The organism is Streptomyces sp. NPDC005483, assembly GCF_040606035.1.
Taxonomy (GTDB): Bacteria; Actinomycetota; Actinomycetes; order Streptomycetales; family Streptomycetaceae; genus Streptomyces.
Map to the genome: position 1 here is coordinate 84,726 of NZ_JBEXEA010000018.1, position 21,218 is coordinate 105,943.

The window sequence follows — 21,218 nt, forward strand, 5'->3', positions numbered from 1 at the left end:
GGGCTCCCATCGCCCTAGGAGAACAGCACCACATGACTCGGCGTCATGGTTACGCCCTGCTCGCCACGATCGTCGCAGTGATCGTGGCCCTGTCCACCGCCATCTACGTCGGAGCGGCGGCCGGCAACGGCACCACGGACCGGACCTCGCTGTCCGGTTCCCGGCCCGCCCGTCCCTCCGCCGCACCCGCCTCCGCCGGAGTCTGGGTCGGCACCTGGTCCGCCTCCCCGGTCGGCGCGGAGCCCGGCACCGGGACCGAGGGCATGACCGGCCGCTCCGTCCGCAACGTCGTCCACACCAGCGTCGGCGGTACGAGTGCCCGTATCACGCTGTCCAATCTCTACGGCCGGACCGCGCTGACCATCACCCACGCGTCCCTCGCCCTCGCCGCCGGCACGGCGACCCCCGCGGCGGAGGTGGGGACCACGCGGCGGCTCACCTTCGGCGGCAGCACCACGGTCGTCATCGCCGCGGGCTCGCAGGCCCTCAGCGACGCCGTCGCCCTGGCCGTCCCCGCGGGCAGCGACGTCCTCGTCACCACCTACTCCCCCAGCCTGTCGGGCCCGGTCACCTACCACCCCACGGCCCGGCAGACCTCGTACGCCGGCGAGGGCGACCTCACCGGGGACGAGACCGGGACGGGGTACACGGAGCAGGTCGACCACTGGCGGTATCTCACCGCGCTGGACGTGCTCAGCGCCGAGGCCGACGGCACGGTGGTCGCCTTCGGTGACTCGCTGACCGACGGCAAGAACTCCACCGTCAACGCGAACGCCCGCTGGCCGGACTACCTGAACCGGCGCCTGCGCACCGCGCTCGCCGCCGGCCGGGATCTGCCCCGCTACAGCGTCGTCAACGAGGGGATCGGCGGCAACCGGGTCCTCGCGGACGCCCGGGGCCGCCCGATGGAGAACCAGGCCGGCATCCGCCGCTTCAAGCGGGACGTGCTCGACCGCCCCAACGTCAAGATCGTCGTCATCGACCTCGGCATCAACGACATCCTCCGCACCCCGGGCACCGTCGACTCCGGCACGCTCCTCGCCGGGCTGCGCGACCTGGTCCGCCAGGCCCACGCCCGCGGCATCAAGGTCGTCGGCGCGACACTGATGCCGGTCGGCGAGCGCGTCACCTGGAACGATGCCCGGGAGGGTGTCCGCCAGACCGTCAACGCGGCGATCCGGTCGGGCACGGTCTACGACGCGGTGGTCGACTTCGACCGGGCGCTGCGGGATCCGTACGACCCGCTGCGGCTGCGGCCCGCGTACGACTCGGGGGACGCGCTCCACCCGAACGACAGCGGGTACGAGCGGATGGCGGCTTCCTTCGAGCTGGCGTACCTGAAGGGGTCGACGGCGGCGCGCTTGTGAGTGCGGGCCGGTGGGGGCTGGTCGCGCAGTTCCCCGCGCCCCTGGGTGGGTGCAGTTGAGGCACGCCTGGCTGCACCCACGCGTTTGGGGGCGCGGGGAACTGCGCGACCAGCCACGACGAACCTGAACCCGCCCACCGGCCGCTCAGTCCCGCCCCCGACGCAGCTCCCGGGCCGCCGTCCTCCGCTCCACCCGCTCCTGCCGCCGCTCCTCACGGATCCGCTGCCGCTCGGCCCGCGTGACCTTCCGCTCGACCCCGACCCCGCCCCAGAACGCGAACCCGGTCACGACCACGCGCGGAGCGCCCGGCTCCCCCGGGACGCCTTCTTCGTTGTGGTCGAACCCGCCCATGATCCCGATCCCGCGCACCACGACCTCGACCCCGGGCGGCACGATCACCTGCATCCCGCCCATGATCGCGACACAGCTGATCTCGACCTCGCCGCCGGCGAAGTTCGCCTCCCGCAGGTCGATCTCCCCACCGCCCCAGAAGGCGAAGCAGTTGAAGCGCCGGGGCACGGTCCACCGCCCCTTGCGCTGGAACCCGGACATCACGGCCACGGCCCACGCGGAGGAGCCCTCGCCGCCGACGATCCGGGACGCCCAACTCCCGTCCGGCTCGGGCCGCTTCACCATGTCGACCCTGGGAGCGGCCACCTGGCCGACCGGCAGGTCCCGGGTGATCGGCGCGAGTTCCCCGTAGGTCCGCGCCTTGTACGTCGCGTCCAGCCGCTCCTCGAACTCCTCCATGTCGAGCCGCCCCTCCGCGAGGGCGTCCCGCAGGACCTCGGCGACTCGCTCACGATCGGCGTCGGCAGCACGCAGCTCCGGGAGTTCTTCCGTCATACGAGGCAGCCTACGAGTTACCTCCCCCCACGGCTACGACACCGCTTTCTCCGCTTCCCCCGCGTACATTTTCGCGATCACCGCCTCGATGTCCGGCTCCCGCACCGACAGGTCGACCAACGGGTACTCCGCCGCGACCCGGGCCACCAGCGCCGCCGCCGACTCGGACGCCGGGAACGCCAGCCACTGGCGCGGCCCTTCCACCTTCACCACGCGCGCGGGAGCCACCTCGATCGGCGGCACCTCCCGCTCCAGGTCCACCACCAGCGTGCGCTCGCTCTCGCCCACCTCGTGGAGGCCGGCGAGCGGGCCGTCGTACATCAGGCGGCCGTGGTCGATGACCATCACGCGCGAGCAGAGCTGCTCGATGTCCTGGAGGTCGTGGGTGGTCAGCAGCACCGTGGTGCCGCGTTCGGTGTTCAACTCCCGCAGGAATCCCCGCACCTTGGCCTTGGAGATGACGTCGAGTCCGATGGTCGGCTCGTCCAGGTACAGCACCTCGGGGTCGTGCAGCAGGGCCGCCGCGATGTCGCCCCGCATGCGCTGCCCCAGGGACAGTTGGCGTACGGGGACGTCCAACAGGTCGGCCAGTTCGAGGAGTTCGACACAACGGTCGAGGTTCTCGCGGTACCGGGCGTCCGGGATGCGGTACATGCGGTGCATCAGCTGGTAGGAGTCGATCAGCGGGAGGTCCCACCACAGGGTCGTGCGCTGGCCGAAGACCACGCCGATGCGGTGGGCGAGCTTCGTCCTCTCCCGGGACGGGTCGATGCCCGCCACCCGCAGGCGCCCGCCGCTCGGCGTCAGGATGCCCGTCAGCATCTTGATCGTCGTCGACTTGCCCGCGCCGTTCGGCCCGATGTACCCGACCATCTCGCCGCGCGCCACGGTGAAGGAGATCGAGTCGACCGCCCGCACCTGGCGCCGCTCCCGTTTCAGGAAGCCGGTCTTCTTGCGCACGTCGAAGACCTTCTCGACGCGGTCCAGTTCGATGAAGGCGTCCGCCGCCCGGTCCGTCGCCACGTCCATGCCCACGTCCACCACTAACTCCCCGTACTCCGATACGACCCGAGCCCCGCCCGCCACGCGAGCCCGGCCAGCGCACAGCACGCCACCGCCACCAGCGGTGAGGTGAAGGCCGCCCACCGCGGCAGATCCAGCGGGTACGGCCTGCCCAGCACATAGGAGGCCGGCACCCAGTTGACGAAGGCGAGGGGCAGCATGAACGTCACCCCGCGCACGAAGTCCTTCCCGAACACGGTCGGCGGGTACTGCAGCAGGGTCGTACCGCCGTACGTGAACGCGTTCTGCACCTCACTCGCGTCCTGCGCGAAGATCTGGAAGGCCGCGCCCGCCACGAACACCGCGCAGAAGATCACCGCGCCGCTGGCCACCATCACCGGCACCAGCAGTACCTTCGCCGGACTCCAGTCGACGTCCACCGAGGCCAGCGCCCAGACCAGCACCACCGTGCCCTGGGTGATCCGGCCCAGGCGGCGCACCGCGAAACGGTCCGCGCCGATCTGCGCGAGCACCGGCGCCGGCCGCACCAGCAGGATGTCGAAGGAGCCGTCCCGGATCCGGGAGCCCAGCACGTCCATCGAGCCGAGCACCAGGTCGGCGATCCCGAAGGCGGTCACCGAGAGGCCGTAGAGGAAGGCGATCTCGGGCAGCCGCCAGCCGCCGAGCGAGTCGACCTGCGAGAACATCAGCAGGATCCCGGCGAAGTCCAGGCCGGTCATCACCAGGTTGGCGCACATCGTGACGACGAAGGAGGTGCGGTAGGTCATGGCGGACCGGATCCACATGCCCGCGATCAGCCGGTAGGCCCGCGCGCCCTCGCCCAGGCGGGACGTCTCAGCCACCCTGCACCACCACCCGCCGCGTCGCCGCCGACTGCAGCAGCCGCCCGGCCCCCAGCAGCACCACCGCCCACGTCGCCTGGAAGGCGTACGCCCCGAGCGGATCGGTCTCCCCCATCAGCACGTCCGCCGGCATCTGGAGCTGCGCCGCCCACGGCAGCGCCCGCACGAGGTCGCCGAGCACCCCGGGGAAGGCGTTGAGCGGAAACACTATGCCCGAGCAGAAGACGCCCGTGATCATCACGCCCTGCATGATGCCCATGCCGTCCATCAGCCAGAACACGCTCAGCGCCGCGAGGTAGCGGATCCCGAAGCTGACCACCATCGCGAGCAGCAGCGCCACGAACAGCGCCGCCCAGGACGTGACGTCGGTGGGCAGGGCCATCGGGAAGAACAGCGCGCCGAAGACGAAGGGGATCACCCCGCGTCCGATCAGCTGGAACAGCGAACGGCCCAAGTCGCTCGCCAGCCACCACAGTTGGAGATCGGCCGGCCGGTACAGATCGACCGCGATCTCACCCGTGCGGATCCGCTCGATCACGTCCTTCTCGGCGCCGCCGCCCTGGATGGCCAGCGTCGAGTAGAGGCACTGCCCCAGCCACACATAGGTGACCGCCTGCGCCTGGTCGTAGCCCCCCAGATGAGGCTTCTCGTCCCACAGCGCGAGGTACGTGTAGACGAGGATCACACCGAAGACGGTGTTGGTGAACACCCCCGCGAACGTGGCCGCACGATATGTCGCGTATCGTCGGAATCCGCCTGCCGCGACGGCCGCGTACAACCGCCAGGAACCCACATCAACAGCCCTCCTCGGCCCGCCGAACACCGAAGCGCAGGAGCCTAGTGCGCAGGTGACGGGGCGGGCCACCCATTTCCCGGGCGAGACACGCGCCATATCCGGGAACGGAACGCGAGGTGCGAGAGTCTTCAACAGAGGACACAGAAGGCGTACGAGGTCGTACGGGAACGTACGAGGCGAAACAGGAGTCCGTGCACGAGATGAGCGACCAGCCGCAGCAGCCGACGACCGAGGGCTGGGAACCGAGAGACCCACACGCGTCTGAAGAGCCCGACGGGAAGAAGCCCGACGCGAAGGAGAAGGCCAAGCGGCCCAGGCGCACCGGCTGGCGACGGGCGATCCCGACCTGGCGCATGGTGCTGGTCACCTTCGTCCTCGGACTGGTCGCCCTGGCCGGCCTGTTCTTCCTCGGCTACTCCATGGTCAACATCCCGCCGGCCAACGCCCTCGCCATGAAGCAGTCCAACGTCTTCCTCTACGCCGACGGCAGCCAGCTCGCCCGCGACGGCGAGGTCAACCGCGAGAACGTCTCCCTCGCACAGATCTCCAAGGACGCCCAGCACGCCGTACTGGCCGCCGAGGACCGCGACTTCTACTCGGAGTCCGCGATCGACCCGAAGGCCATGCTGCGCGCCGGCTGGAACACCGCCACCGGCAAGGGCAAGCAGTCCGGCTCGACGATCACCCAGCAGTACGTGAAGAACTACTACCTGGCCCAGGAACAGACCGTCACCCGCAAGGCCAAGGAGTTCTTCATCTCGATCAAGCTGGACCGCGAGAAGTCCAAGGACCAGATCCTCGAGGGCTACCTCAACACCAGCTACTTCGGCCGCAACGCCTACGGCATCCAGGCCGCCGCCCAGGCCTACTACGGCATCGACGCCGTCGACCTCGACCCGGCCCGCGCCGCCTACCTCGCCGCGCTGGTCAACGCGCCCAGCGAGTACGACGTCGTCGCCCACCCCGAGAACAAGGCGGCGGCCCAGGCCCGCTGGAACTACGTCCTGGACGGCATGGTCAAGAAGGGCTGGCTCGCCCAGTCCGCGCGCACCGGCCTGAAGTTCCCGATGCCCAAGGAGCAGACCCTCTCCACCGGCCTGTCCGGGCAGCGCGGATACATCCGGGACGCGGTCGAGGACTACATCCTCGACAACAAGATCCTCACCAAGGACCAGTTGGCGGCCGGCGGCTACCGCATCACCACCACCCTGCAGAAGGGCAAGCAGAACGCCTTCGTGAAGGCGGTCAACGACCAGGTGATGAAGAAGCTCGACAAGAAGAACAACAAGGCCGACAACTACGTCCGCGCGGGCGGCGCCTCCATCGACCCCAAGACCGGCAAGGTCGTCGCGATGTACGGCGGCGTCGACTACGTCAAGCAGTACACGAACGGCGCGACCCGCGGCGACTTCCAGGTCGGCTCCATCTTCAAGCCCATCGTGTTCGCCTCGGCCGTCCAGAACGACTCCGAGACGCAGGACGGCCAGACCATCACCCCGAACACCTACTACGACGGCACCAACAAGCGCCCGGTCGTGGGCTGGAACGGCGGCTCCTACGCCCCGGAGAACGAGGACCAGGGCTCCTACGGCGAGATCACCGTCCGCGAGGCCACCGACAAGTCCGTCAACTCGGTGTACGCGCAGATGGCCGTCGACGTCGGCTCCGACAAGGTCAAGCAGACCGCGATCGACCTCGGCATCCCCTCCGACACTCCGGACCTGACGGCGTCCCCGTCCATCGCGCTCGGCGTGAACACCGCGAGCGTCCTCGACATGGCGGAGGCCTACGCCACCCTCGCCAACCACGGCCGGCACGGCACGTACACGATGATCGACAAGATCACCAAGGGCAACGCGGAGACCGTCGAGCTGCCCCGGCAGAAGACGAAGCAGGCCGTCAGCCGCGAGGCCGCCGACACCACCACCTCGGTCCTGCAGAGCGTCGTCGAGAACGGCACCGCCACCGCGGCCCAGGGCGCCGACCGCCCCGCCGCGGGCAAGACCGGCACCGCCGAGGAGGACACCGCGGCCTGGTTCGCCGGCTACACCCCCGACCTCGCCACGGTCGTCTCCGTCATGGGCCAGGACCCGGTGACCGCCGCGCACAAGTCGCTGTACGGCGCGATGGGCCTGCAGCGCGTCAACGGCGGCGGACCGCCCGCCGAGATCTGGGCGCAGTACACCAAGGCCGCCCTCAAGGGGAAGCCGGCCGGCGACTTCGACCTCGAACTCCAGGCGGGCGCCGAGGAGCAGGCCCCGAGCAGCCAGGCCCCCGTCGACCCGAGCACGGGCGGCCAGGACGACGGCGGCACCACGGGCGACACCACCGGCGGCCAGGACACCGGAGGCCAGGGCCAGACCCAGGGGCAGACCCAGGGCCAGGACAACGGCGGTACGACCACGACCGGCGGCGACACCACGACGGGCGGCACGACCGGGGACACCACCACCGGCGGCGGCACGACCGACGGCGGCACGACAACCGGCGGGACCACGGGAGGCACCACGAACGGCGGCACCACCACCGACGGCGGCACGACGGGCGACCCGACCGGGGGAACCACCGGAGACACACCGAGCGGCGGGGCGACGACGGAGGGCGCCGGCCTGGTGAGCACGTCCAGACGGGAGTGATCACCCCGCGACACGGCGGAAGGGGCCGGTGACGACAGTCACCGGCCCCTTCCCGCACTGCAAAGGCGCCTCTACAGGTACAGGCCGGTCGAGTCCTCGGAGCCCTCGAACCGGTCGGCCGCCACGGCGTGCAGATCACGCTCACGCATGAGGACGTAACCGGTCCCGCGCACCTCGACCTCGGCCCGGTCCTCCGGGTCGTACAGCACCCGGTCCCCCGGCTCCACGGTCCGTACGTTCTGCCCCACGGCGACGACCTCGGCCCAGGCCAGCCGGCGCCCGACGGCCGCGGTGGCGGGAATGAGGATGCCGCCGCCCGAACGCCGCTCGCCCTCGCCGTTCTCCTGCCGCACCAGTACGCGGTCGTGCAGCATCCGGATGGGCAGCTTGTCCTGCGGGGTGTCGTTTCTCTTCGCGCTCACGCCACTGAACCTACCTGTCTTCGGTGCCCGGGTACGCGGCCGGGTCAGCCCCTGCGGCGCCGGGTCCCCAGGGCGAGCAGCCCCACGAGTCCCACGGCGACGAGGGCGACGGGCACGACACGCTCCAGGCGAGGAGCCCCGTCCTCGTCCACGAACTGGGCTTTCACGTCCGTGACGGTCTTGTTGACCGCGACGTACGCCCGCCCGAGCGTGTGGTCGATGTTGGAGACGACTTTTGCCTTGGCGTCGCCGACGATCGTCTTCGGGTGCACCCGCACCCCGATCTCGTCGAGCGTCTCGGCCAGCACGTCGCGGCGGCGCTTGATGTCCGCCTCGATCTGCGCCGGGGTTCTGATGTCCGACGTGTCCGCCACGGTAGAGCCTCCGGGGTCGCTTCTGCTTGTCCTGGACAGTCTGTCAGTTCCGTCCGCCGCCGCACGGTCAGGACCCCCGGTTACGCTGACCCAATGAGCGAGCGACTCCAGCCCGGGGACGTGGCCCCCGCCTTCACCCTGCCCGACGCCGACGGCAACGACGTGTCCCTGTCGGACCACAAGGGCCGCAAGGTCATCGTCTACTTCTACCCGGCCGCCCTTACCCCCGGCTGCACGAAGCAGGCCTGCGACTTCACCGACAACCTGGAGGTGCTGGCCGGCGCGGGCTACGACGTCATCGGCATCTCCCCGGACGCCCCGGAGAAACTGGCGAAGTTCCGCGAGAAGGAATCCCTGAAGATCACGCTGCTGGCCGACCCGGAGAAGACCGTGACCGAGGCCTACGCGGCCTACGGCGAGAAGAAGAACTACGGCAAGACCTACATGGGCGTCATCCGCTCCACGATCATCGTGGACGAGGAGGGCAAGGTCGAACGCGCCCTGTACAACGTCCGGGCCACGGGCCACGTGGCGAAGATCATCAAGGACCTGGGCATCTGAACGAGATCCAGCAGTCGGGAGCCAGGTCGGGCCGCTCCGGCACCGGCCTGCGCTCCTCGGTCCACGCTCCGGGCGCGATCTCCTCTGCGACCCGTCGCCAGAACCGCACAGCCCGCACGTTGGTCTCCTGAAACGCGACCTCCCACGCCCCCGGGTGCCGCGCCACCACCTCGCGCACGGCCCACAGCCCGACCCCGGTACGCCGCATGCCCCGCACCACGAAGAAGCTGTTGAGCACGTAAGTGGGCCCGGCGAGCCCCCGCACGAAGACGAACCCGACGGGCCGGTCCCCGAGACCGATCACATACGGCGCCCAGTCCCCCACCCCGGAAAAGGCAGCCTCCAGCCGCTCCCTGCGGAAACTCCCGTCGGGGTTCGGCACTCCGCCGACGAACTCGGACATGTCGTGCTTGAACATGAGCCAGAGACGCTCGAGGGCGGGGCGATCGGCGGGGGTCGCTGTTCGGAGATCCAGTTCCGCGTTCATGCCTGAGGTTTACACGACGGGCGTGACTGTCCGATAAGCGGTTCGTTACTCCGTACGAGGTCGCGAACGTGTGGCCGAGAACGGAGGGGGTTCGATGGGGCAAGCGCGTACACCAAGGAGCGGCTGGAGGAGGCGGCTCGGGGGGCTCGGACGTTGTCGGAGGCGCTCGGAAGGTTGGGGGTGGAGCCCAAGAGCTGGAAGCGCCGGCATGTGCACGAGCGGATGAAGAAGCTGGGAGTGGACGTCTCGCACTTCGAGCGAGAGGGCACCAAGTGGACGAGAGAAGTCCTTGAACCAGTGGTCGCCGTGTCGACAAGCGTCAACGAGGTCCTACGGCGGCTCGGGCTGGGGGTGGTCGGCGGCCACCACACGAACATCTCGCGGCGCATCAAGGCCCACGGCATCGACACCTCCCACTTCTCGCTGGTGGTTCGTACGGAGCGGCAGCGGTACAACCAGCGACGCCGGACCGCCCAGGAGATCCTCGTCGAGGACACATCGGCCGATGCCCGGCGGGTACCGAGCAGCCGCCTGAAGCGAGCGATGCGCGAGGAGGGGGTGGATGAGCGATGCGCCCTGTGTGGGGTCGAGGGCGTGTGGCTCGGGGAGCCGCTCCCTCTGGAGGTCGACCACATCGACGGCAACTGGCGGAACAATCGCATCGGAAACCTGCGGCTGCTGTGCCCCAACTGCCACTCGACGACGGATAGTTACCGGGGTCGCGGCAAGGGGCGCGCCGCATGACCAACGGTACGCACTACACCCGCGAGCGGCTGATGGAGGCGGCGGCCCGGTGTTCCGACATCGACGAGGTCATCGCCTTCTTCGGTACTCAGCCCTACCGCAATCTTCGCCGCCATTTGTACAAACGGTTCGCGCGCTTCGGCATCGACATCTCACACTTCCCGCGTCGAACCCGTGCCGCGGTACCACCTCCCAAACCAGCACGGGACGAGCTGCGGCGCGCTGTCGACGAGACGACGTCCATCGCAGGCGCTCTCCGCACGCTGGGCAAGCCCTGCAGCGGCCAGTTCCGCACACTGTTCCTCCAATGGGCCGCCGAGGACGGCCTCGACACCTCGCACTTCGTGGGACAAGCCCACCAGCGGGGCAAGCCGAGCGCCACTGCCAAACGACCTGAGGAGGTTCTGGTCCAGCACCATGACGGAAGACATCGAACAAGCGCTTCGATACTGCGCCGCGCGCTCCGCAACGTCGGAGTTGCTGAGGAATGCGCCACGTGCGGGGTTGGCCCTGAATGGTTGGGCAAGCCCATGACGCTGGAGGTCGATCACATCAACGGGGACTGGAGCGACGACCGGGGGGAGAACCTGCGGTTGCTGTGTCCCAACTGCCATGCGATCACCAGTACGTGGTGCAGAGGAGGGCGACGAGCGATCCGCAGCGCCCAGTAGAGTAGGCAGCGCTGCGGGCCCGTACCCCAGCTGGCCAGAGGGCGCCGGTTTAGGTCCGGTGTGTCGTGGGTTCGAGTCCCACCGGGCCCACCTTTCAGGGGCGCCGCACCAGCAGGTGAGGCGCCCCTGAGGATCAGCCCAACAACTCCCGCACCACCGGCACCAGCGCCCGGAACGCCTGCCCCCGGTGGCTGATCGCGTTCTTCTCATCCGCCGTGAGTTCGGCGCAGGTTCGGGTGTCGCCGTCCGGCTGGAGGATGGGGTCGTAGCCGAAGCCGTTCGTGCCTGCGGGGGTGTGGCGGAGGGTGCCTCGTAGTTGGCCCTCGACCACTCGCTCCGTGCCGTCCGGGAGGGCCAGGGCCGCCGCGCAGGCGAAGTGGGCGCCGCGGTGTTCGTCGGCGATGTCGGAGAGCTGGGCCAGGAGCAACGCCAGGTTGGCCTTGTCGTCTCCGTGCTTGCCTGCCCAGCGGGCCGAGAAGATGCCGGGGGCGCCGTTGAGGACGTCCACGCAGAGGCCCGAGTCGTCGGCCACGGCGGGGAGGCCGGTTGCCTGGGCCAGGGCGTGGGCCTTCAGCAAGGCGTTCTCGGCGAAGGTCACGCCGGTTTCCTTGACGTCGGGGATCTCGGGGTACGCGTCCGCGCCGACGAGGTCGAACGGCAGACCTGCGTCGGCGAGGATCGCGTGGAGCTCGGTGATTTTGCCGGCGTTGCGGGTGGCGAGGATCAGGCGGGTCATGCCCACCAGTATTACGGCGTGCAGACCTTGGTCAGTTCGCCGGCCGCGTCGGTGATGGGGCTCAGATCCGGGGTCTCGTCGCCGCTCCTGACCGCCGTACGGACGTTGGTCACGGCCGTACTGAGGTCGTCGACCGCCTGGTTGACGTCGGCGTTGTCGGTCTTGTCGCCGATCTCGTCGAGGTTCTGGTCGATGGAGGTGAGGGCCTCGTCGATCTGGGTGGGGTCGTTCGACGCGTTCTCCACGGCCTGCTGGAGGTCGGTGACGCTGTCGGCGACGGCCTCGGCGGTCTGGACGCAGTCCAGTGCCTTGCTGACGGCGTCGCAGCCGGTGGTGAGGCCGACCGTGAGTCCTACGGCGGCCACCGCGGCGGCGATGGTGGTACGGCGGCGTCGGCTCGCGGCCATGGATCTGTTCCCTCCCTGGGGCAGGCCTCAGGAGGCCCCCGTTGACTGGCCGGGCGCCCGTTGTGCACAGCGGGCGCCCGTACTCCCGTAGACGCCGGGGCGGTCGGTCGGGTTGCGCGCGCCGGCCACCGTTCTTGGCGGTCCCTTTACCTTTCGAGGACTGTGTCGAGCGCCTTGCTCTGCAGGGCGGCGAGTTCGGAGCAGCCGAGGACGGCGAGGTCGAGGAGGGAGTTGAGTTCGTCGCGGGCGAAGGGCTCGGCCTCGGCGGTGCCCTGGACCTCGACGAAGCGGCCGTCGCCGGTGCAGACGACGTTCATGTCGGTGTCGGCCTTCACGTCCTCCTCGTAGCGGAGGTCGAGGAGCGGGACGCCGCCGACGATGCCGACGGAGACGGCGCTCACGGTTCCGGTGAGCGGCTGGCGGCCGGCCTTGATCAGCTTCTTGCCCTGGGCCCAGGCGACGGCGTCGGCGAGGGCGACGTAGGCGCCGGTGATGGCGGCGGTGCGGGTGCCGCCGTCGGCCTGGAGGACGTCGCAGTCGAGGACGATGGTGTTCTCGCCGAGCGCCTTGTAGTCGATGACCGCGCGCAGGGAGCGGCCGATGAGGCGGCTGATCTCGTGCGTGCGGCCGCCGATCTTGCCGCGGACGGACTCGCGGTCGCCGCGGGTGTTGGTGGCGCGGGGCAGCATGGAGTACTCGGCGGTCACCCAGCCCTCGCCGCTGCCCTTGCGCCAGCGGGGGACGCCTTCGGTGACGGAGGCGGTGCAGAAGACCTTCGTGTCGCCGAAGGAGACGAGGACGGAGCCCTCGGCGTGCTTGCTCCAGCCGCGTTCGATGGTGACCGGGCGGAGTTGTTCGGGGGTGCGGCCGTCGATTCGAGACATGGCGCCGAGCCTATCGGCCTCCCGGGTGAGCGTTCCGCGCGCTCAGTTCACATCATGTCCTCGATCTCCGCGGCGATGGGGTCGGCGTCGGTTCCGATGACGACCTGGATGGCGGTGCCCATCTTGACGACGCCGTGGGCGCCGGCGGCCTTGAGGGCGGCTTCGTCGACGAGGGCCGCGTCGTGGACCTCGGTGCGCAGGCGCGTGATGCAGCCCTCGATCTCGTCGATGTTTCCGATGCCGCCGAGTCCGGCGACGATCTTCTCTGCCTTGGTGGCCATGTCCTTCTCCTCATGCACGGTCGGCCGAACTTCGCGGGCGATCGCGCTGTGCGTACCGAAAGATGACGTCACAGCAAGCAATCGTCCGTGACTGGTCTACACCACCCGACAGGCGGTCGCCAACTGATGAGTTCAGAGACGGAGATCTCACCTGCACGCCGGCGTTGGCACTCCGCGTTCCAGGGACTGCAGAAGATGGGCCGCAGTCTGCAACTGCCCATCGCCGTACTGCCGGCCGCGGGCATCCTCACCCGGCTCGGCCAGCCGGACGTGTTCGGGGCCGACGGTCTTGGCTGGACGAACGTCTCCAAGGTGATGGCGGGCGCGGGCGGGGCGCTGCTCGACGGTCAGCTGGGGCTGCCGCTGCTGTTCTGTGTGGGTGTGGCGATCGGGATGGCGAAGAAGTCGGACGGGTCGACGGCGCTGGCGGCGGTGGCCGGATTCCTCGTCTACTACTCGGTGTTGAGGCAGTTCCCGGACGACTGTCCGAGCGGGGCGAAGGCCGTGCAGGGCATCGGGTGCCAGGCGACGGTGGACCAGACGGTGGTGGCGTTCACGTACCAGAACCCGGGGGTGTTCGGCGGCATCGTGATGGGACTGCTGACGGCGTTCTTCTGGCAGCGGTACCACCGCACCAAGCTGGTGGACTGGCTCGGGTTCTTCAACGGCCGCCGGCTCGTGCCGATCATCATGGCGTTCGTCGGGATCGGCTTCGCGGCGCTGTGTCTGTGGGTGTGGCCGCCGATCGGTGACGGTCTGGAGAGCTTCAGCGACTGGCTGAGCGACGCGGGCGCGTGGGGTTCGGGGCTGTTCGGTGTCGCCAACCGGGCGCTGCTGGTGATCGGGCTGCACCAGTTCCTGAACGTGCCCATCTGGTTCCAGTTCGGGACGTACACCAAGCCGGACGGGACCGAGGTGCACGGTGACATCAACATGTTCCTGGCGGGCGATCCGAACGCGGGGCAGTTCACCTCGGGGTTCTTCCCGATCATGATGTTCGCGCTGCCGGCGGCGGCGTTGGCGATCACGCACTGCGCGATGCCGGCCCGTCGCAAGGAGGTCGGCGGGCTGATGCTCTCGGTGACCCTGACCTCGTTCGTGACGGGGATCACGGAGCCGATCGAGTACTCGTTCCTGTTCGTCGCGCCGCTGCTGTACGCGGTGCACGCGGTGCTGACGGGTGTGTCGATGGCGGTGACGTGGGGGCTCGGGGTGCATGACGGCTTCAGCTTCTCGGCCGGTCTCATCGACTACGTCATCAACTGGAACCTGGCGACGAAGCCTTGGGCCATCATCCCGATCGGCCTGTGTTTCGCGGCCGTCTACTACGTGATCTTCCGGTTCGCGATCACGAAGTTCGACCTCGAGACGCCCGGCCGGGAGCCGGAGGAGGAGATCGAGGACGTCACCGGGGTGTAGTCCTCCGGTTGCGGAACTGACGGGTTCCTTATAACGCCCCCATCGTGTACAACAGGTCTACACCACTGAGTGGTGTAGACCACCACCCGATGGAGGAAGCGTTATGAGCACCGCCACTGCGCCCTCGGCGGCGCCCCCGAAGAAGCGGGGATCGGGCCTTTTCCAGGGCCTGCAGAAGGTCGGCCGCAGCCTGCAGCTCCCGATCGCCGTGTTGCCGGCGGCGGGGCTGCTGCTCCGGTTCGGCCAGCCCGATGTGTTCGGCAAGGACGGCTTCGGCTGGGACAAGGTCGCGTCCGTGTTCGCCACCGCCGGTGGCGCGATCTTCGACAACCTGCCGCTGCTGTTCTGCATCGGTGTCGCGATCGGCTTCGCCAAGAAGTCCGACGGCTCCACCGCGCTGGCCGCCGTGGTCGGCTTCCTGGTGTACAGCAACGTCCTCAAGGCGTTCCCGGTCACCGAGGCGAAGGTCCAGGCCGGCGCGGACATAGCCGCGACCTACAACAACCCCGGTGTCCTCGGCGGCATTCTGATGGGGCTGCTGTCGGCCGTGCTGTGGCAGCGCTTCCACCGCACCAAGCTGGTGGACTGGCTGGGCTTCTTCAACGGCCGCCGCCTGGTGCCGATCATCATGGCCTTCGTCGGCACCCTCATGGGCGTCTTCTTCGGTCTGGTCTGGGAGCCGATCGGTGAGGTCATCTCCAACTTCGGTGAGTGGATGACCGGTCTCGGCGCCTTCGGCGCGGGGCTGTTCGGTCTGATCAACCGCGCGCTGATCCCCATCGGCATGCACCAGTTCGTGAACTCCGTCGCCTGGTTCCAGATCGGCGACTTCAAGAACGCCTCGGGCGCCGTCGTCCACGGCGACCTGACCCGCTTCTTCGCCGGTGACCCGACCGCCGGTCAGTTCATGTCCGGGTTCTTCCCGATCATGATGTTCGGTCTGCCGGCCGCCGCGATCGCGATCGCCCACTCCGCCCGTCCCGAGCGCCGCAAGGCCGTGATGGGCATGATGATCTCGCTCGCGCTGACCTCCTTCGTGACGGGTGTGACCGAGCCGATCGAGTTCTCGTTCATGTTCATCGCGCCGGTGCTCTACGCGATCCACGCGGTCCTGACCGCACTATCCATGGCGGTGACCTGGGCGCTGGGCGTCCACGCGGGCTTCACCTTCTCCGCGGGCGCCATCGACTACGGGCTGAACTGGAACCTGGCCACGAAGCCCTGGCTGATCATCCCGATCGGCCTGGTCTTCGGCGCCATCTATTACGCCGTCTTCCGCTTCGCCATCGTCAAGTTCAACCTCCCCACCCCGGGCCGCGAGCCCGAGGAGGAGATCGAGGACCTCACCAAGGCGTGACAGCCGGCTGACGTACGACGAGGCCCCCGGAGACTTGAACCTCTCCGGGGGCCTCTCGCGTCGTGGGCGCTAGATCTCGTACGACACCCTCGGCGTCGCCAAGGACACCGGGCCGTCGAACATGGCGCGCGCGTCGGTGAGGTTGACCTGGGGGTCGGTCCACGGGGGGATGTGGGTGAGGACCAGGCGGCGGGCGCCTGCCCGGGTCGCCGTCTCACCCGCCTCGCGGCCGTTGAGGTGCACGTCGGGGATGTTCTCCTTACCGTGCGTGAAGGCGGCCTCGCACAGGAACAGGTCGGTGTCGCGGGCGAGTTCGGTCAGGGCGGGGCTGAGACCCGTGTCGCCGGAGTAGGTCAGCGACTTGCCGCCGTGCTCGATCCGGATGCCGTACGCCTCGACCGGGTGCGCCACGCGTTCGGTGTGGACCGTGAACGGGCCGATGTCGAAGGTGGACGGCTTGACCGTGTGGAAGTCGAAGACCTCGCTCATGGAGGAGGCGGTGGGGGTGTCGGCGTAGGCCGTGGTCAGACGGTGTTCGGTGCCTTCGGGGCCGTAGACCGGGAGGGGGTCGCAGCGGCCGCCGTCGTGGCGGTAGTAGCGCGCGACGAAGTACGCGCACATGTCGATGCAGTGGTCGGCGTGCAGATGGCTGAGGAAGATCGCGTCGAGGTCGTAGAGACCGCAGTGGCGCTGCAGCTCGCCAAGGGCACCGTTGCCCATGTCGAGAAGCAGCCGGAAGCCGTCGGCCTCGACGAGGTAGCTCGAGCAGGCCGATTCCGCGGACGGGAACGACCCCGAGCAGCCGACGACGGTGAGCTTCATAAAACAGAAACCTCCGCTGGCGGGAACTTTTCTGGGACGGAGACGGGGGTCGTGCGGTCCGTCGAGCGTAAGGCGCAAAACCTCCGGTCGCTCCTCCGCCAAGGGCTGTTGTGGGCGAACTCACCTGTGGTGTCACCGGTTCGGCTGGACCTGGGGCGCGTAGGGAGTGAGAGAGGAATCACGGGTTCAACAGAGGGCGCGCGGGGCAGTTCGCGCGCCGGTAACGTCCTCCTCATGGACACGTCCTGGTGGCTCGCGCTCGCGGCGGTGATGTTGCTCGCGCTGGTCGCGACGCTCGTGGACGGGTGGGGGCGAGGGCATCGGCCCCGGGGACGTGCGGACCGTACGACTCGGCCGTCCGGGCGTACGGCGGGGGTGCGGCCGCGGCCCGCCGAGATCTGGTGGGCGCAGGTGCCGTTCGAGGACGGACCGGGTGCCAAGGACCGGCCGTGTCTCGTGCTGGCGGTGCGCGGCAAGCGGGCCACCGTCGCGAAGATCACCAGCAAGTACCACGACGAGCGGGTGGGAGTGATCCCGTTGCCTCCGGGCTCGGTGGGCGACGCTCAGGGGCGCGCGAGCTTCCTGGAGACGGGCGAGCTGCGGGAGGTACTGGTGGGGGATTTCCGGCGGAAGGCGGGGGTGGTGGACCCGGTCCTGTGGGACCAGGTCCGTCACCTGGCGACCTAGGGCCTGTCTTTCGGATCAGCTCGGCGTCGCGGGGTCTGGCACGCACATCTGCCGCGTTGTCGTCGGTTGCCGACGCTCCGCGTCGCCGCCCTCCTCCGCCTTGCAGCTGCACGCACCAGACCCCGCTCGACTCGGCTAGGAGGAGCCGTCCCTCCAAGCCGACCTGATCCAAAAGACAGGCCCTAGCGGAAGGTCAGGCCCAGAGCTGGCCCTGCAAGGTCTCGATCGCTTCCTCGGTGGTGGCCGCCGTGTAGACGCCCGTCGAGAGGTACTTCCAGCCGCCGTCCGCCACGACGAAGGCGATGTCGGCGGACTCCCCCGCCTTGACCGCCTTGTTGCCGACGCCGATCGCCGCGTGCAGGGCGGCGCCGGTGGAGACGCCCGCGAAGATGCCCTCCTGCTGGAGGAGCTCGCGGGTGCGGGTGACCGCGTCGGCGGAGCCGACCGAGAAGCGGGTGGTCAGCACGGACGCGTCGTACAGCTCGGGTACGAAGCCCTCGTCCAGGTTCCTGAGCCCGTACACCAGGTCGTCGTAGCGCGGTTCGGCGGCGACGATCTTCACGTCCGGCTTGTGCTCGCGCAGGTAGCGGCCGACGCCCATCAGGGTGCCGGTGGTGCCGAGGCCGGCGACGAAGTGGGTGATCGAGGGGAGGTCGGCGAGGATCTCCGGGCCGGTGCCGGCGTAGTGGGCGCCCGCGTTGTCGGGGTTGCCGTACTGGTAGAGCATCACCCAGTCGGGGTGCTCGGCGGACAGCTCCTTGGCGACCCGTACGGCGGTGTTGGAGCCGCCCGCGGCGGGGGACGAGATGATCTCGGCGCCCCACATGGCGAGCAGGTCCCGGCGTTCCTGCGAGGTGTTCTCGGGCATCACGCACACGATCCGGTAGCCCTTGAGCTTCGCGGCCATGGCCAGAGAGATGCCGGTGTTGCCGGAGGTGGGCTCGAGGATGGTGCAGCCGGGCGTGAGGCGGCCGTCCTTCTCCGCCTGCTCGATCATGTGCAGGGCGGGGCGGTCCTTGACCGAACCGGTCGGGTTGCGGTCCTCGAGCTTGGCCCAGATGCGTACGTCGGCGGACGGCGAGAGCCGCGGCAGGCGCACCAGAGGGGTGTTGCCCACCGCGGCCAGCGGGGAGTCGTAACGCATCGACGATCAGGCCATACCGCCGGCCACGGCCGGCAGGATCGTGACGTTGTCGCCGTCGGTGAGCTTGGTGTTGATGCCGTCGAGGAACCGGACGTCCTCGTCGTTCAGGTAGACGTTGACGAAGCGGCGCAGCTCACCGCCGTCCACGATGCGGGCCTGGACGCCCGCATGCCGGGTCTCCAGGTCGGCGAAGAGCTCGGCGAGGGTGTTCCCGTTGCCCTCCACCGCCTTCTGGCCGTCGGTGTAGGTGCGGAGGATGGTCGGGATGCGGACCTCGATGGCCATGGCTCAGGGCTCCTGTCGGATGGTGTCTGGTCGGTGGCGCGCGGCAGCGCTGGAACAGCAGGTCGTGCGTGTCTGGAGCTTCCCCACGCTCGGCTTCGCTCGCGCGGGCGGTGCCCCCACCGGCTCACGGCCTAACGGCGGCAGGGGCAGCGTCAACAGATGGCGCTGGCGAGCCTGCACAGGTCGACGTGCAGCCGCGCCACGAGCAGGGCGCCCGGCGTCTTCTCGCTCACGTCGTAAGAAACCATGGGGTCATCGTATCGATTCCCAGTGCGGGTTCCGGAGTGTGATCTCGCATGCTGGATGGATTGCGACCGAAACGTGAGATCAGTAGGCCGTGACGACCGTGACCTCCTCCTCCGTGACCTCGCCCTCCACGATCCGGTACGAGCGGAACTGGAAGTCGCCGAGGCCGTCGGTGTCGGCGGTGGAGACAAGGACGTAGTGGGCGCCGGGTTCGTTGGCGTAGGAGATGTCCGTGCGGGACGGGTAGGCCTCGGTCGCGGTGTGGGAGTGGTAGATGACCACGGGCTCCTCGTCGCGATCGTCCATCTCGCGGTACAGCCTGAGCAGGTCGCCGGAGTCGAACTCGTAGAACGTGGGCGACATGGCGGCGTTGAGCATCGGGATGAAACGCTCGGGGCGGTCGGACCCGGCCGGTCCCGCGACGACTCCGCACGCCTCGTCGGGGTGGTCCTTGCGCGCGTGCGCGACGATCTGGTCGACGAGGGCCTGGGTGATGGTCAGCATGCCGAAAGGATAAGCAGAGGGCCGCCCCGTACCGGGGATCGGTACGGAACGGCCCACATGCCGGACCGGCTAGCCCCCGACCTTCTCGAACTCCGGCTCCCGCCGGTCCGCGATCTCGGGGTTGCGGGTCTTCAGGACGGCCCAGCCGATCCCCAGCGCGGCGGCCCATCCGGCCATCACGTACAGGCAGACGCGGGACTCGGCGTCGTACGCGATCAGGCAGGTCACGAAGAGCAGGAACACGATCGCGATCCAGCTGCCGACCGAGCCGCCCGGGGCCGGGAAGGGCGAGGCGGGCAGTCGGCCCGCCACGACCTCGCGGCGGTAGCGCACATGGCTGACCAGGATCATCAGCCACGTCCAGATGCCCGCGGCGGTCGCGACCGAGACGACGTATCCGAAGGCCTTCTCGGGCACGACGTAGTTCAGCACCACACCGATGCCCATGAAGAACACGGAGACGGTGATGGCCAGCGCCGGGGTGCGCGTGACGGAGAGCTTGTTGAAGGCCTGCGGGGCCTCTCCGCTGTCGGCCAGGGTGCGCAGCATGCGGCCCGTGGAGTACATGCCGGAGTTGCAGGAGGACAGGGCCGCGGTGAGGACGACGAAGTTCACGATGCCGGCGCCCGCCGGGATGCCGATCACGGCGAATGCCTTCACGAAGGGGCTGACGCCGGCCGCGAACTCGGTCCACTTGACCACGCACAGGATGACGGTGAGGGCGCCGACGTAGAAGAGGCCGATGCGCCAGGGCAGGGTGTTGATCGCCTTGGGGAGGGTCTTCTCGGGGTTCTCCGACTCACCGGCGGTGACGCCGACCAGCTCGACGGCGAGGTAGGCGAACATGACGCCCTGCAGGGTCATCAGGGACGAGCCGACGCCCTTGGGGAAGAACCCGTCGAAGGCCCAGAGGTTGGAGACCGCGGCGGTGTCGCCGGCCGCGCTGAAGCCGAAGGTGAGGACGCCGAGGCCGATCACGATCATGCCGATCAGGGCGGTGACCTTGATCATCGAGAACCAGAACTCGATCTCGCCGAACAGCTTCACCGAGATCAGGTTGGCCACGAACAGGACGACCAGGAAGACCAGGGCCGTCGTCCACTGCGGGACGGCCGGGAACCAGTAGTTGACGTAGATCGCGGCGGCGGTGAGTTCCGCCATACCGGTGACGACCCACAGCAGCCAGTACGTCCAGCCGGTGAAGTAGCCGAAGAACGGGCCGAGGAATTCGCGGGAGTACTCCGCGAAGGAGCCCGAGACCGGACGGTAGAGCAGCAGCTCGCCGAGGGCCCGCATGATGAAGAAGATGATCACGCCGGCGACGGCGTACATGAGGATGAGGCTCGGACCGGCCTTGGCGATGTTCGCCCCGGCGTTGAGGAAGAGGCCGACGCCGATGGCGCCGCCGATCGCGATCATCTGGACCTGGCGGCTGCCGAGTCCGCGCTCGTACCCCTCTTCGGTGGTCTTCTCCGGGCCTGAGCCTTTGTCGACCTGAGCGGAGGTCATGTGTGTGGTGCGCCTTTCTCCATGCCGAACCGGGCCTCTCGTCGGCCTCGGATCGGGTTTCGATCCCCCCGGATTGATGGAGTGGTGCCTGGCCGGCGGTTGCCGGCTCGGTGGCGCACCCGGCGGAACATGCGGGTGGTGTTCGCCGGGCGGTCGTGCAGATTTATC

Annotated in this window: 25 protein-coding genes and 1 tRNA gene; 9 read left to right on the forward strand and 17 right to left on the reverse strand. The window is 69.0% G+C overall.

Features of this window, described 5'->3' with window-relative positions; translation table 11 throughout:
* Positions 1–32: 32 nt before the first annotated feature.
* The gene (locus ABZT06_RS31040; protein ID WP_355748233.1) at positions 33–1,367 is read left to right on the forward strand and encodes an SGNH/GDSL hydrolase family protein; all 1,335 of its coding nucleotides are present in this window, start codon (positions 33–35) and stop codon (positions 1,365–1,367) included.
* Between the two features lie 144 nt (positions 1,368–1,511).
* Here ABZT06_RS31040 and ABZT06_RS31045 read toward each other — a convergent pair whose 3' ends face one another.
* Genes ABZT06_RS31045 through ABZT06_RS31060 form a run of 4 tightly spaced genes read right to left on the reverse strand, consistent with a single transcriptional unit; the run spans position 1,512 to position 4,871 of the window.
* Complete coding sequence (locus ABZT06_RS31045; RefSeq protein ID WP_355748236.1) at positions 1,512–2,213, reverse strand: DUF1707 domain-containing protein; 702 nt, start codon at positions 2,211–2,213, stop codon at positions 1,512–1,514.
* A gap of 33 nt (positions 2,214–2,246) precedes the next feature.
* Positions 2,247–3,242 (reverse strand): ATP-binding cassette domain-containing protein, encoded by a 996-nt coding sequence (locus ABZT06_RS31050; RefSeq protein ID WP_355748569.1) that lies wholly within the window; start codon positions 3,240–3,242, stop codon positions 2,247–2,249.
* A 14-nt stretch (positions 3,243–3,256) separates the two neighbouring features.
* Positions 3,257–4,078, reverse strand: coding sequence for an ABC transporter permease (locus ABZT06_RS31055; protein WP_355748238.1), 822 nt, complete (start codon positions 4,076–4,078; stop codon positions 3,257–3,259).
* A complete protein-coding gene (locus tag ABZT06_RS31060; protein ID WP_355748240.1) occupies positions 4,071–4,871 on the reverse strand; it encodes an ABC-2 family transporter protein in 801 nt (266 codons plus the stop codon). The genes ABZT06_RS31055 and ABZT06_RS31060 overlap by 8 nt, the downstream gene beginning before the upstream one ends.
* A gap of 203 nt (positions 4,872–5,074) precedes the next feature.
* On the opposite strand from ABZT06_RS31060, the gene ABZT06_RS31065 reads away from it, so the two are divergent.
* The gene (locus ABZT06_RS31065) at positions 5,075–7,510 is read left to right on the forward strand and encodes a transglycosylase domain-containing protein (RefSeq protein ID WP_355748243.1); all 2,436 of its coding nucleotides are present in this window, start codon (positions 5,075–5,077) and stop codon (positions 7,508–7,510) included.
* 71 nt (positions 7,511–7,581) lie between these two features.
* Here the strand turns inward: ABZT06_RS31065 and ABZT06_RS31070 are convergent, their stop codons facing one another.
* Both ABZT06_RS31070 and ABZT06_RS31075 read right to left on the reverse strand, forming a co-directional pair.
* Positions 7,582–7,932 (reverse strand): co-chaperone GroES, encoded by a 351-nt coding sequence (locus ABZT06_RS31070; protein WP_007382341.1) that lies wholly within the window; start codon positions 7,930–7,932, stop codon positions 7,582–7,584.
* Between the two features lie 44 nt (positions 7,933–7,976).
* Complete coding sequence (locus ABZT06_RS31075; protein ID WP_355748247.1) at positions 7,977–8,306, reverse strand: DUF3618 domain-containing protein; 330 nt, start codon at positions 8,304–8,306, stop codon at positions 7,977–7,979.
* A gap of 93 nt (positions 8,307–8,399) precedes the next feature.
* Here ABZT06_RS31075 and bcp point away from each other — a divergent pair, with 93 nt between their 5' ends.
* Positions 8,400–8,867: a thioredoxin-dependent thiol peroxidase gene (bcp, locus tag ABZT06_RS31080; RefSeq protein WP_355748250.1), complete on the forward strand. Its 468-nt coding sequence runs from the start codon at positions 8,400–8,402 to the stop codon at positions 8,865–8,867.
* On the opposite strand, the gene ABZT06_RS31085 is transcribed toward bcp, so the two are convergent.
* Entirely contained in the window at positions 8,848–9,354 is a 507-nt protein-coding gene (locus ABZT06_RS31085; protein WP_355748253.1) for a GNAT family N-acetyltransferase, read from the reverse strand. The two genes, bcp and ABZT06_RS31085, sit on opposite strands and share 20 nt — an antisense overlap.
* Positions 9,355–9,534: 180 nt before the next feature.
* Between ABZT06_RS31085 and ABZT06_RS31090 the strand changes: the two genes are divergently transcribed.
* The 3 genes from ABZT06_RS31090 to ABZT06_RS31100 all read left to right on the forward strand — a co-directional run bounded on the left by ABZT06_RS31090 (position 9,535) and on the right by ABZT06_RS31100 (position 10,859).
* Positions 9,535–10,098: an HNH endonuclease signature motif containing protein gene (locus ABZT06_RS31090; RefSeq protein WP_355748256.1), complete on the forward strand. Its 564-nt coding sequence runs from the start codon at positions 9,535–9,537 to the stop codon at positions 10,096–10,098.
* Positions 10,095–10,769: an HNH endonuclease gene (locus ABZT06_RS31095; protein ID WP_355748258.1), complete on the forward strand. Its 675-nt coding sequence runs from the start codon at positions 10,095–10,097 to the stop codon at positions 10,767–10,769. The genes ABZT06_RS31090 and ABZT06_RS31095 overlap by 4 nt, the downstream gene beginning before the upstream one ends.
* A 15-nt stretch (positions 10,770–10,784) precedes the next feature.
* A tRNA-Leu gene (locus tag ABZT06_RS31100) sits at positions 10,785–10,859 on the forward strand.
* 43 nt (positions 10,860–10,902) lie between these two features.
* On the opposite strand, the gene rdgB is transcribed toward ABZT06_RS31100, so the two are convergent.
* The 4 genes from rdgB to ABZT06_RS31120 all read right to left on the reverse strand — a co-directional run bounded on the left by rdgB (position 10,903) and on the right by ABZT06_RS31120 (position 13,095).
* Positions 10,903–11,505 carry an RdgB/HAM1 family non-canonical purine NTP pyrophosphatase gene (gene rdgB, locus ABZT06_RS31105; RefSeq protein WP_355748261.1) on the reverse strand — a complete coding sequence of 201 codons (603 nt, stop codon included), beginning with the start codon at positions 11,503–11,505 and terminating at the stop codon, positions 10,903–10,905.
* A gap of 11 nt (positions 11,506–11,516) precedes the next feature.
* Positions 11,517–11,912 carry a hypothetical protein gene (locus tag ABZT06_RS31110; protein WP_355748264.1) on the reverse strand — a complete coding sequence of 132 codons (396 nt, stop codon included), beginning with the start codon at positions 11,910–11,912 and terminating at the stop codon, positions 11,517–11,519.
* 146 nt (positions 11,913–12,058) lie between these two features.
* Positions 12,059–12,796 (reverse strand): ribonuclease PH, encoded by a 738-nt coding sequence (gene rph, locus ABZT06_RS31115; RefSeq protein WP_355748267.1) that lies wholly within the window; start codon positions 12,794–12,796, stop codon positions 12,059–12,061.
* Between the two features lie 47 nt (positions 12,797–12,843).
* Positions 12,844–13,095, reverse strand: a complete 252-nt coding sequence (locus ABZT06_RS31120) for a PTS glucose/sucrose transporter subunit IIB (protein ID WP_355748572.1) — start codon at positions 13,093–13,095, stop codon at positions 12,844–12,846.
* Between the two features lie 108 nt (positions 13,096–13,203).
* On the opposite strand from ABZT06_RS31120, the gene ABZT06_RS31125 reads away from it, so the two are divergent.
* Both ABZT06_RS31125 and ABZT06_RS31130 read left to right on the forward strand, forming a co-directional pair.
* A complete protein-coding gene (locus tag ABZT06_RS31125; protein ID WP_355748270.1) occupies positions 13,204–14,496 on the forward strand; it encodes a PTS transporter subunit EIIC in 1,293 nt (430 codons plus the stop codon).
* 103 nt (positions 14,497–14,599) lie between these two features.
* Positions 14,600–15,853: a PTS transporter subunit EIIC gene (locus tag ABZT06_RS31130; RefSeq protein ID WP_355748273.1), complete on the forward strand. Its 1,254-nt coding sequence runs from the start codon at positions 14,600–14,602 to the stop codon at positions 15,851–15,853.
* A gap of 69 nt (positions 15,854–15,922) precedes the next feature.
* On the opposite strand, the gene ABZT06_RS31135 is transcribed toward ABZT06_RS31130, so the two are convergent.
* Positions 15,923–16,675: an MBL fold metallo-hydrolase gene (locus ABZT06_RS31135; protein ID WP_355748275.1), complete on the reverse strand. Its 753-nt coding sequence runs from the start codon at positions 16,673–16,675 to the stop codon at positions 15,923–15,925.
* Positions 16,676–16,909: 234 nt separating this feature from the next.
* On the opposite strand from ABZT06_RS31135, the gene ABZT06_RS31140 reads away from it, so the two are divergent.
* Complete coding sequence (locus tag ABZT06_RS31140; protein ID WP_355748278.1) at positions 16,910–17,362, forward strand: type II toxin-antitoxin system PemK/MazF family toxin; 453 nt, start codon at positions 16,910–16,912, stop codon at positions 17,360–17,362.
* 193 nt (positions 17,363–17,555) lie between these two features.
* Here the strand turns inward: ABZT06_RS31140 and ABZT06_RS31145 are convergent, their stop codons facing one another.
* From ABZT06_RS31145 to ABZT06_RS31165, 5 genes are all read right to left on the reverse strand, one after another.
* On the reverse strand, positions 17,556–18,506 hold the full coding sequence (locus ABZT06_RS31145; RefSeq protein ID WP_355748281.1) for a cysteine synthase: 951 nt from the start codon (positions 18,504–18,506) through the stop codon (positions 17,556–17,558).
* 6 nt (positions 18,507–18,512) lie between these two features.
* Positions 18,513–18,791, reverse strand: coding sequence for a MoaD/ThiS family protein (locus ABZT06_RS31150; RefSeq protein WP_007382355.1), 279 nt, complete (start codon positions 18,789–18,791; stop codon positions 18,513–18,515).
* Between the two features lie 152 nt (positions 18,792–18,943).
* On the reverse strand, positions 18,944–19,039 hold the full coding sequence (locus ABZT06_RS31155; RefSeq protein ID WP_319256640.1) for a putative leader peptide: 96 nt from the start codon (positions 19,037–19,039) through the stop codon (positions 18,944–18,946).
* Positions 19,040–19,118: 79 nt separating this feature from the next.
* Positions 19,119–19,541 (reverse strand): M67 family metallopeptidase, encoded by a 423-nt coding sequence (locus tag ABZT06_RS31160; protein ID WP_355748286.1) that lies wholly within the window; start codon positions 19,539–19,541, stop codon positions 19,119–19,121.
* 69 nt (positions 19,542–19,610) lie between these two features.
* Positions 19,611–21,050, reverse strand: a complete 1,440-nt coding sequence (locus ABZT06_RS31165; protein ID WP_355748289.1) for an amino acid permease — start codon at positions 21,048–21,050, stop codon at positions 19,611–19,613.
* Positions 21,051–21,218: the final 168 nt, after the last annotated feature.

What these genes read in the sequence shown, in the direction of transcription:
- ABZT06_RS31040 (WP_355748233.1), top strand. Translation starts at nt 33, where the DNA reads ATGACTCGGCGTCATGGTTACGCCCTGCTCGCCACGATCGTCGCAGTG.
- ABZT06_RS31045 (WP_355748236.1), bottom strand. Translation starts at nt 2,213, where the DNA reads ATGACGGAAGAACTCCCGGAGCTGCGTGCTGCCGACGCCGATCGTGAG.
- ABZT06_RS31050 (WP_355748569.1), bottom strand. Translation starts at nt 3,242, where the DNA reads ATGGACGTGGCGACGGACCGGGCGGCGGACGCCTTCATCGAACTGGAC.
- ABZT06_RS31065 (WP_355748243.1), top strand. Translation starts at nt 5,075, where the DNA reads ATGAGCGACCAGCCGCAGCAGCCGACGACCGAGGGCTGGGAACCGAGA.
- bcp (WP_355748250.1), top strand. Translation starts at nt 8,400, where the DNA reads ATGAGCGAGCGACTCCAGCCCGGGGACGTGGCCCCCGCCTTCACCCTG.
- ABZT06_RS31085 (WP_355748253.1), bottom strand. Translation starts at nt 9,354, where the DNA reads ATGAACGCGGAACTGGATCTCCGAACAGCGACCCCCGCCGATCGCCCC.
- ABZT06_RS31095 (WP_355748258.1), top strand. Translation starts at nt 10,095, where the DNA reads ATGACCAACGGTACGCACTACACCCGCGAGCGGCTGATGGAGGCGGCG.
- rdgB (WP_355748261.1), bottom strand. Translation starts at nt 11,505, where the DNA reads ATGACCCGCCTGATCCTCGCCACCCGCAACGCCGGCAAAATCACCGAG.
- ABZT06_RS31110 (WP_355748264.1), bottom strand. Translation starts at nt 11,912, where the DNA reads ATGGCCGCGAGCCGACGCCGCCGTACCACCATCGCCGCCGCGGTGGCC.
- rph (WP_355748267.1), bottom strand. Translation starts at nt 12,796, where the DNA reads ATGTCTCGAATCGACGGCCGCACCCCCGAACAACTCCGCCCGGTCACC.
- ABZT06_RS31125 (WP_355748270.1), top strand. Translation starts at nt 13,204, where the DNA reads ATGAGTTCAGAGACGGAGATCTCACCTGCACGCCGGCGTTGGCACTCC.
- ABZT06_RS31130 (WP_355748273.1), top strand. Translation starts at nt 14,600, where the DNA reads ATGAGCACCGCCACTGCGCCCTCGGCGGCGCCCCCGAAGAAGCGGGGA.
- ABZT06_RS31135 (WP_355748275.1), bottom strand. Translation starts at nt 16,675, where the DNA reads ATGAAGCTCACCGTCGTCGGCTGCTCGGGGTCGTTCCCGTCCGCGGAA.
- ABZT06_RS31140 (WP_355748278.1), top strand. Translation starts at nt 16,910, where the DNA reads ATGGACACGTCCTGGTGGCTCGCGCTCGCGGCGGTGATGTTGCTCGCG.
- ABZT06_RS31145 (WP_355748281.1), bottom strand. Translation starts at nt 18,506, where the DNA reads ATGCGTTACGACTCCCCGCTGGCCGCGGTGGGCAACACCCCTCTGGTG.
- ABZT06_RS31150 (WP_007382355.1), bottom strand. Translation starts at nt 18,791, where the DNA reads ATGGCCATCGAGGTCCGCATCCCGACCATCCTCCGCACCTACACCGAC.
- ABZT06_RS31155 (WP_319256640.1), bottom strand. Translation starts at nt 19,039, where the DNA reads ATGGTTTCTTACGACGTGAGCGAGAAGACGCCGGGCGCCCTGCTCGTG.
- ABZT06_RS31160 (WP_355748286.1), bottom strand. Translation starts at nt 19,541, where the DNA reads ATGCTGACCATCACCCAGGCCCTCGTCGACCAGATCGTCGCGCACGCG.
- ABZT06_RS31165 (WP_355748289.1), bottom strand. Translation starts at nt 21,050, where the DNA reads ATGACCTCCGCTCAGGTCGACAAAGGCTCAGGCCCGGAGAAGACCACC.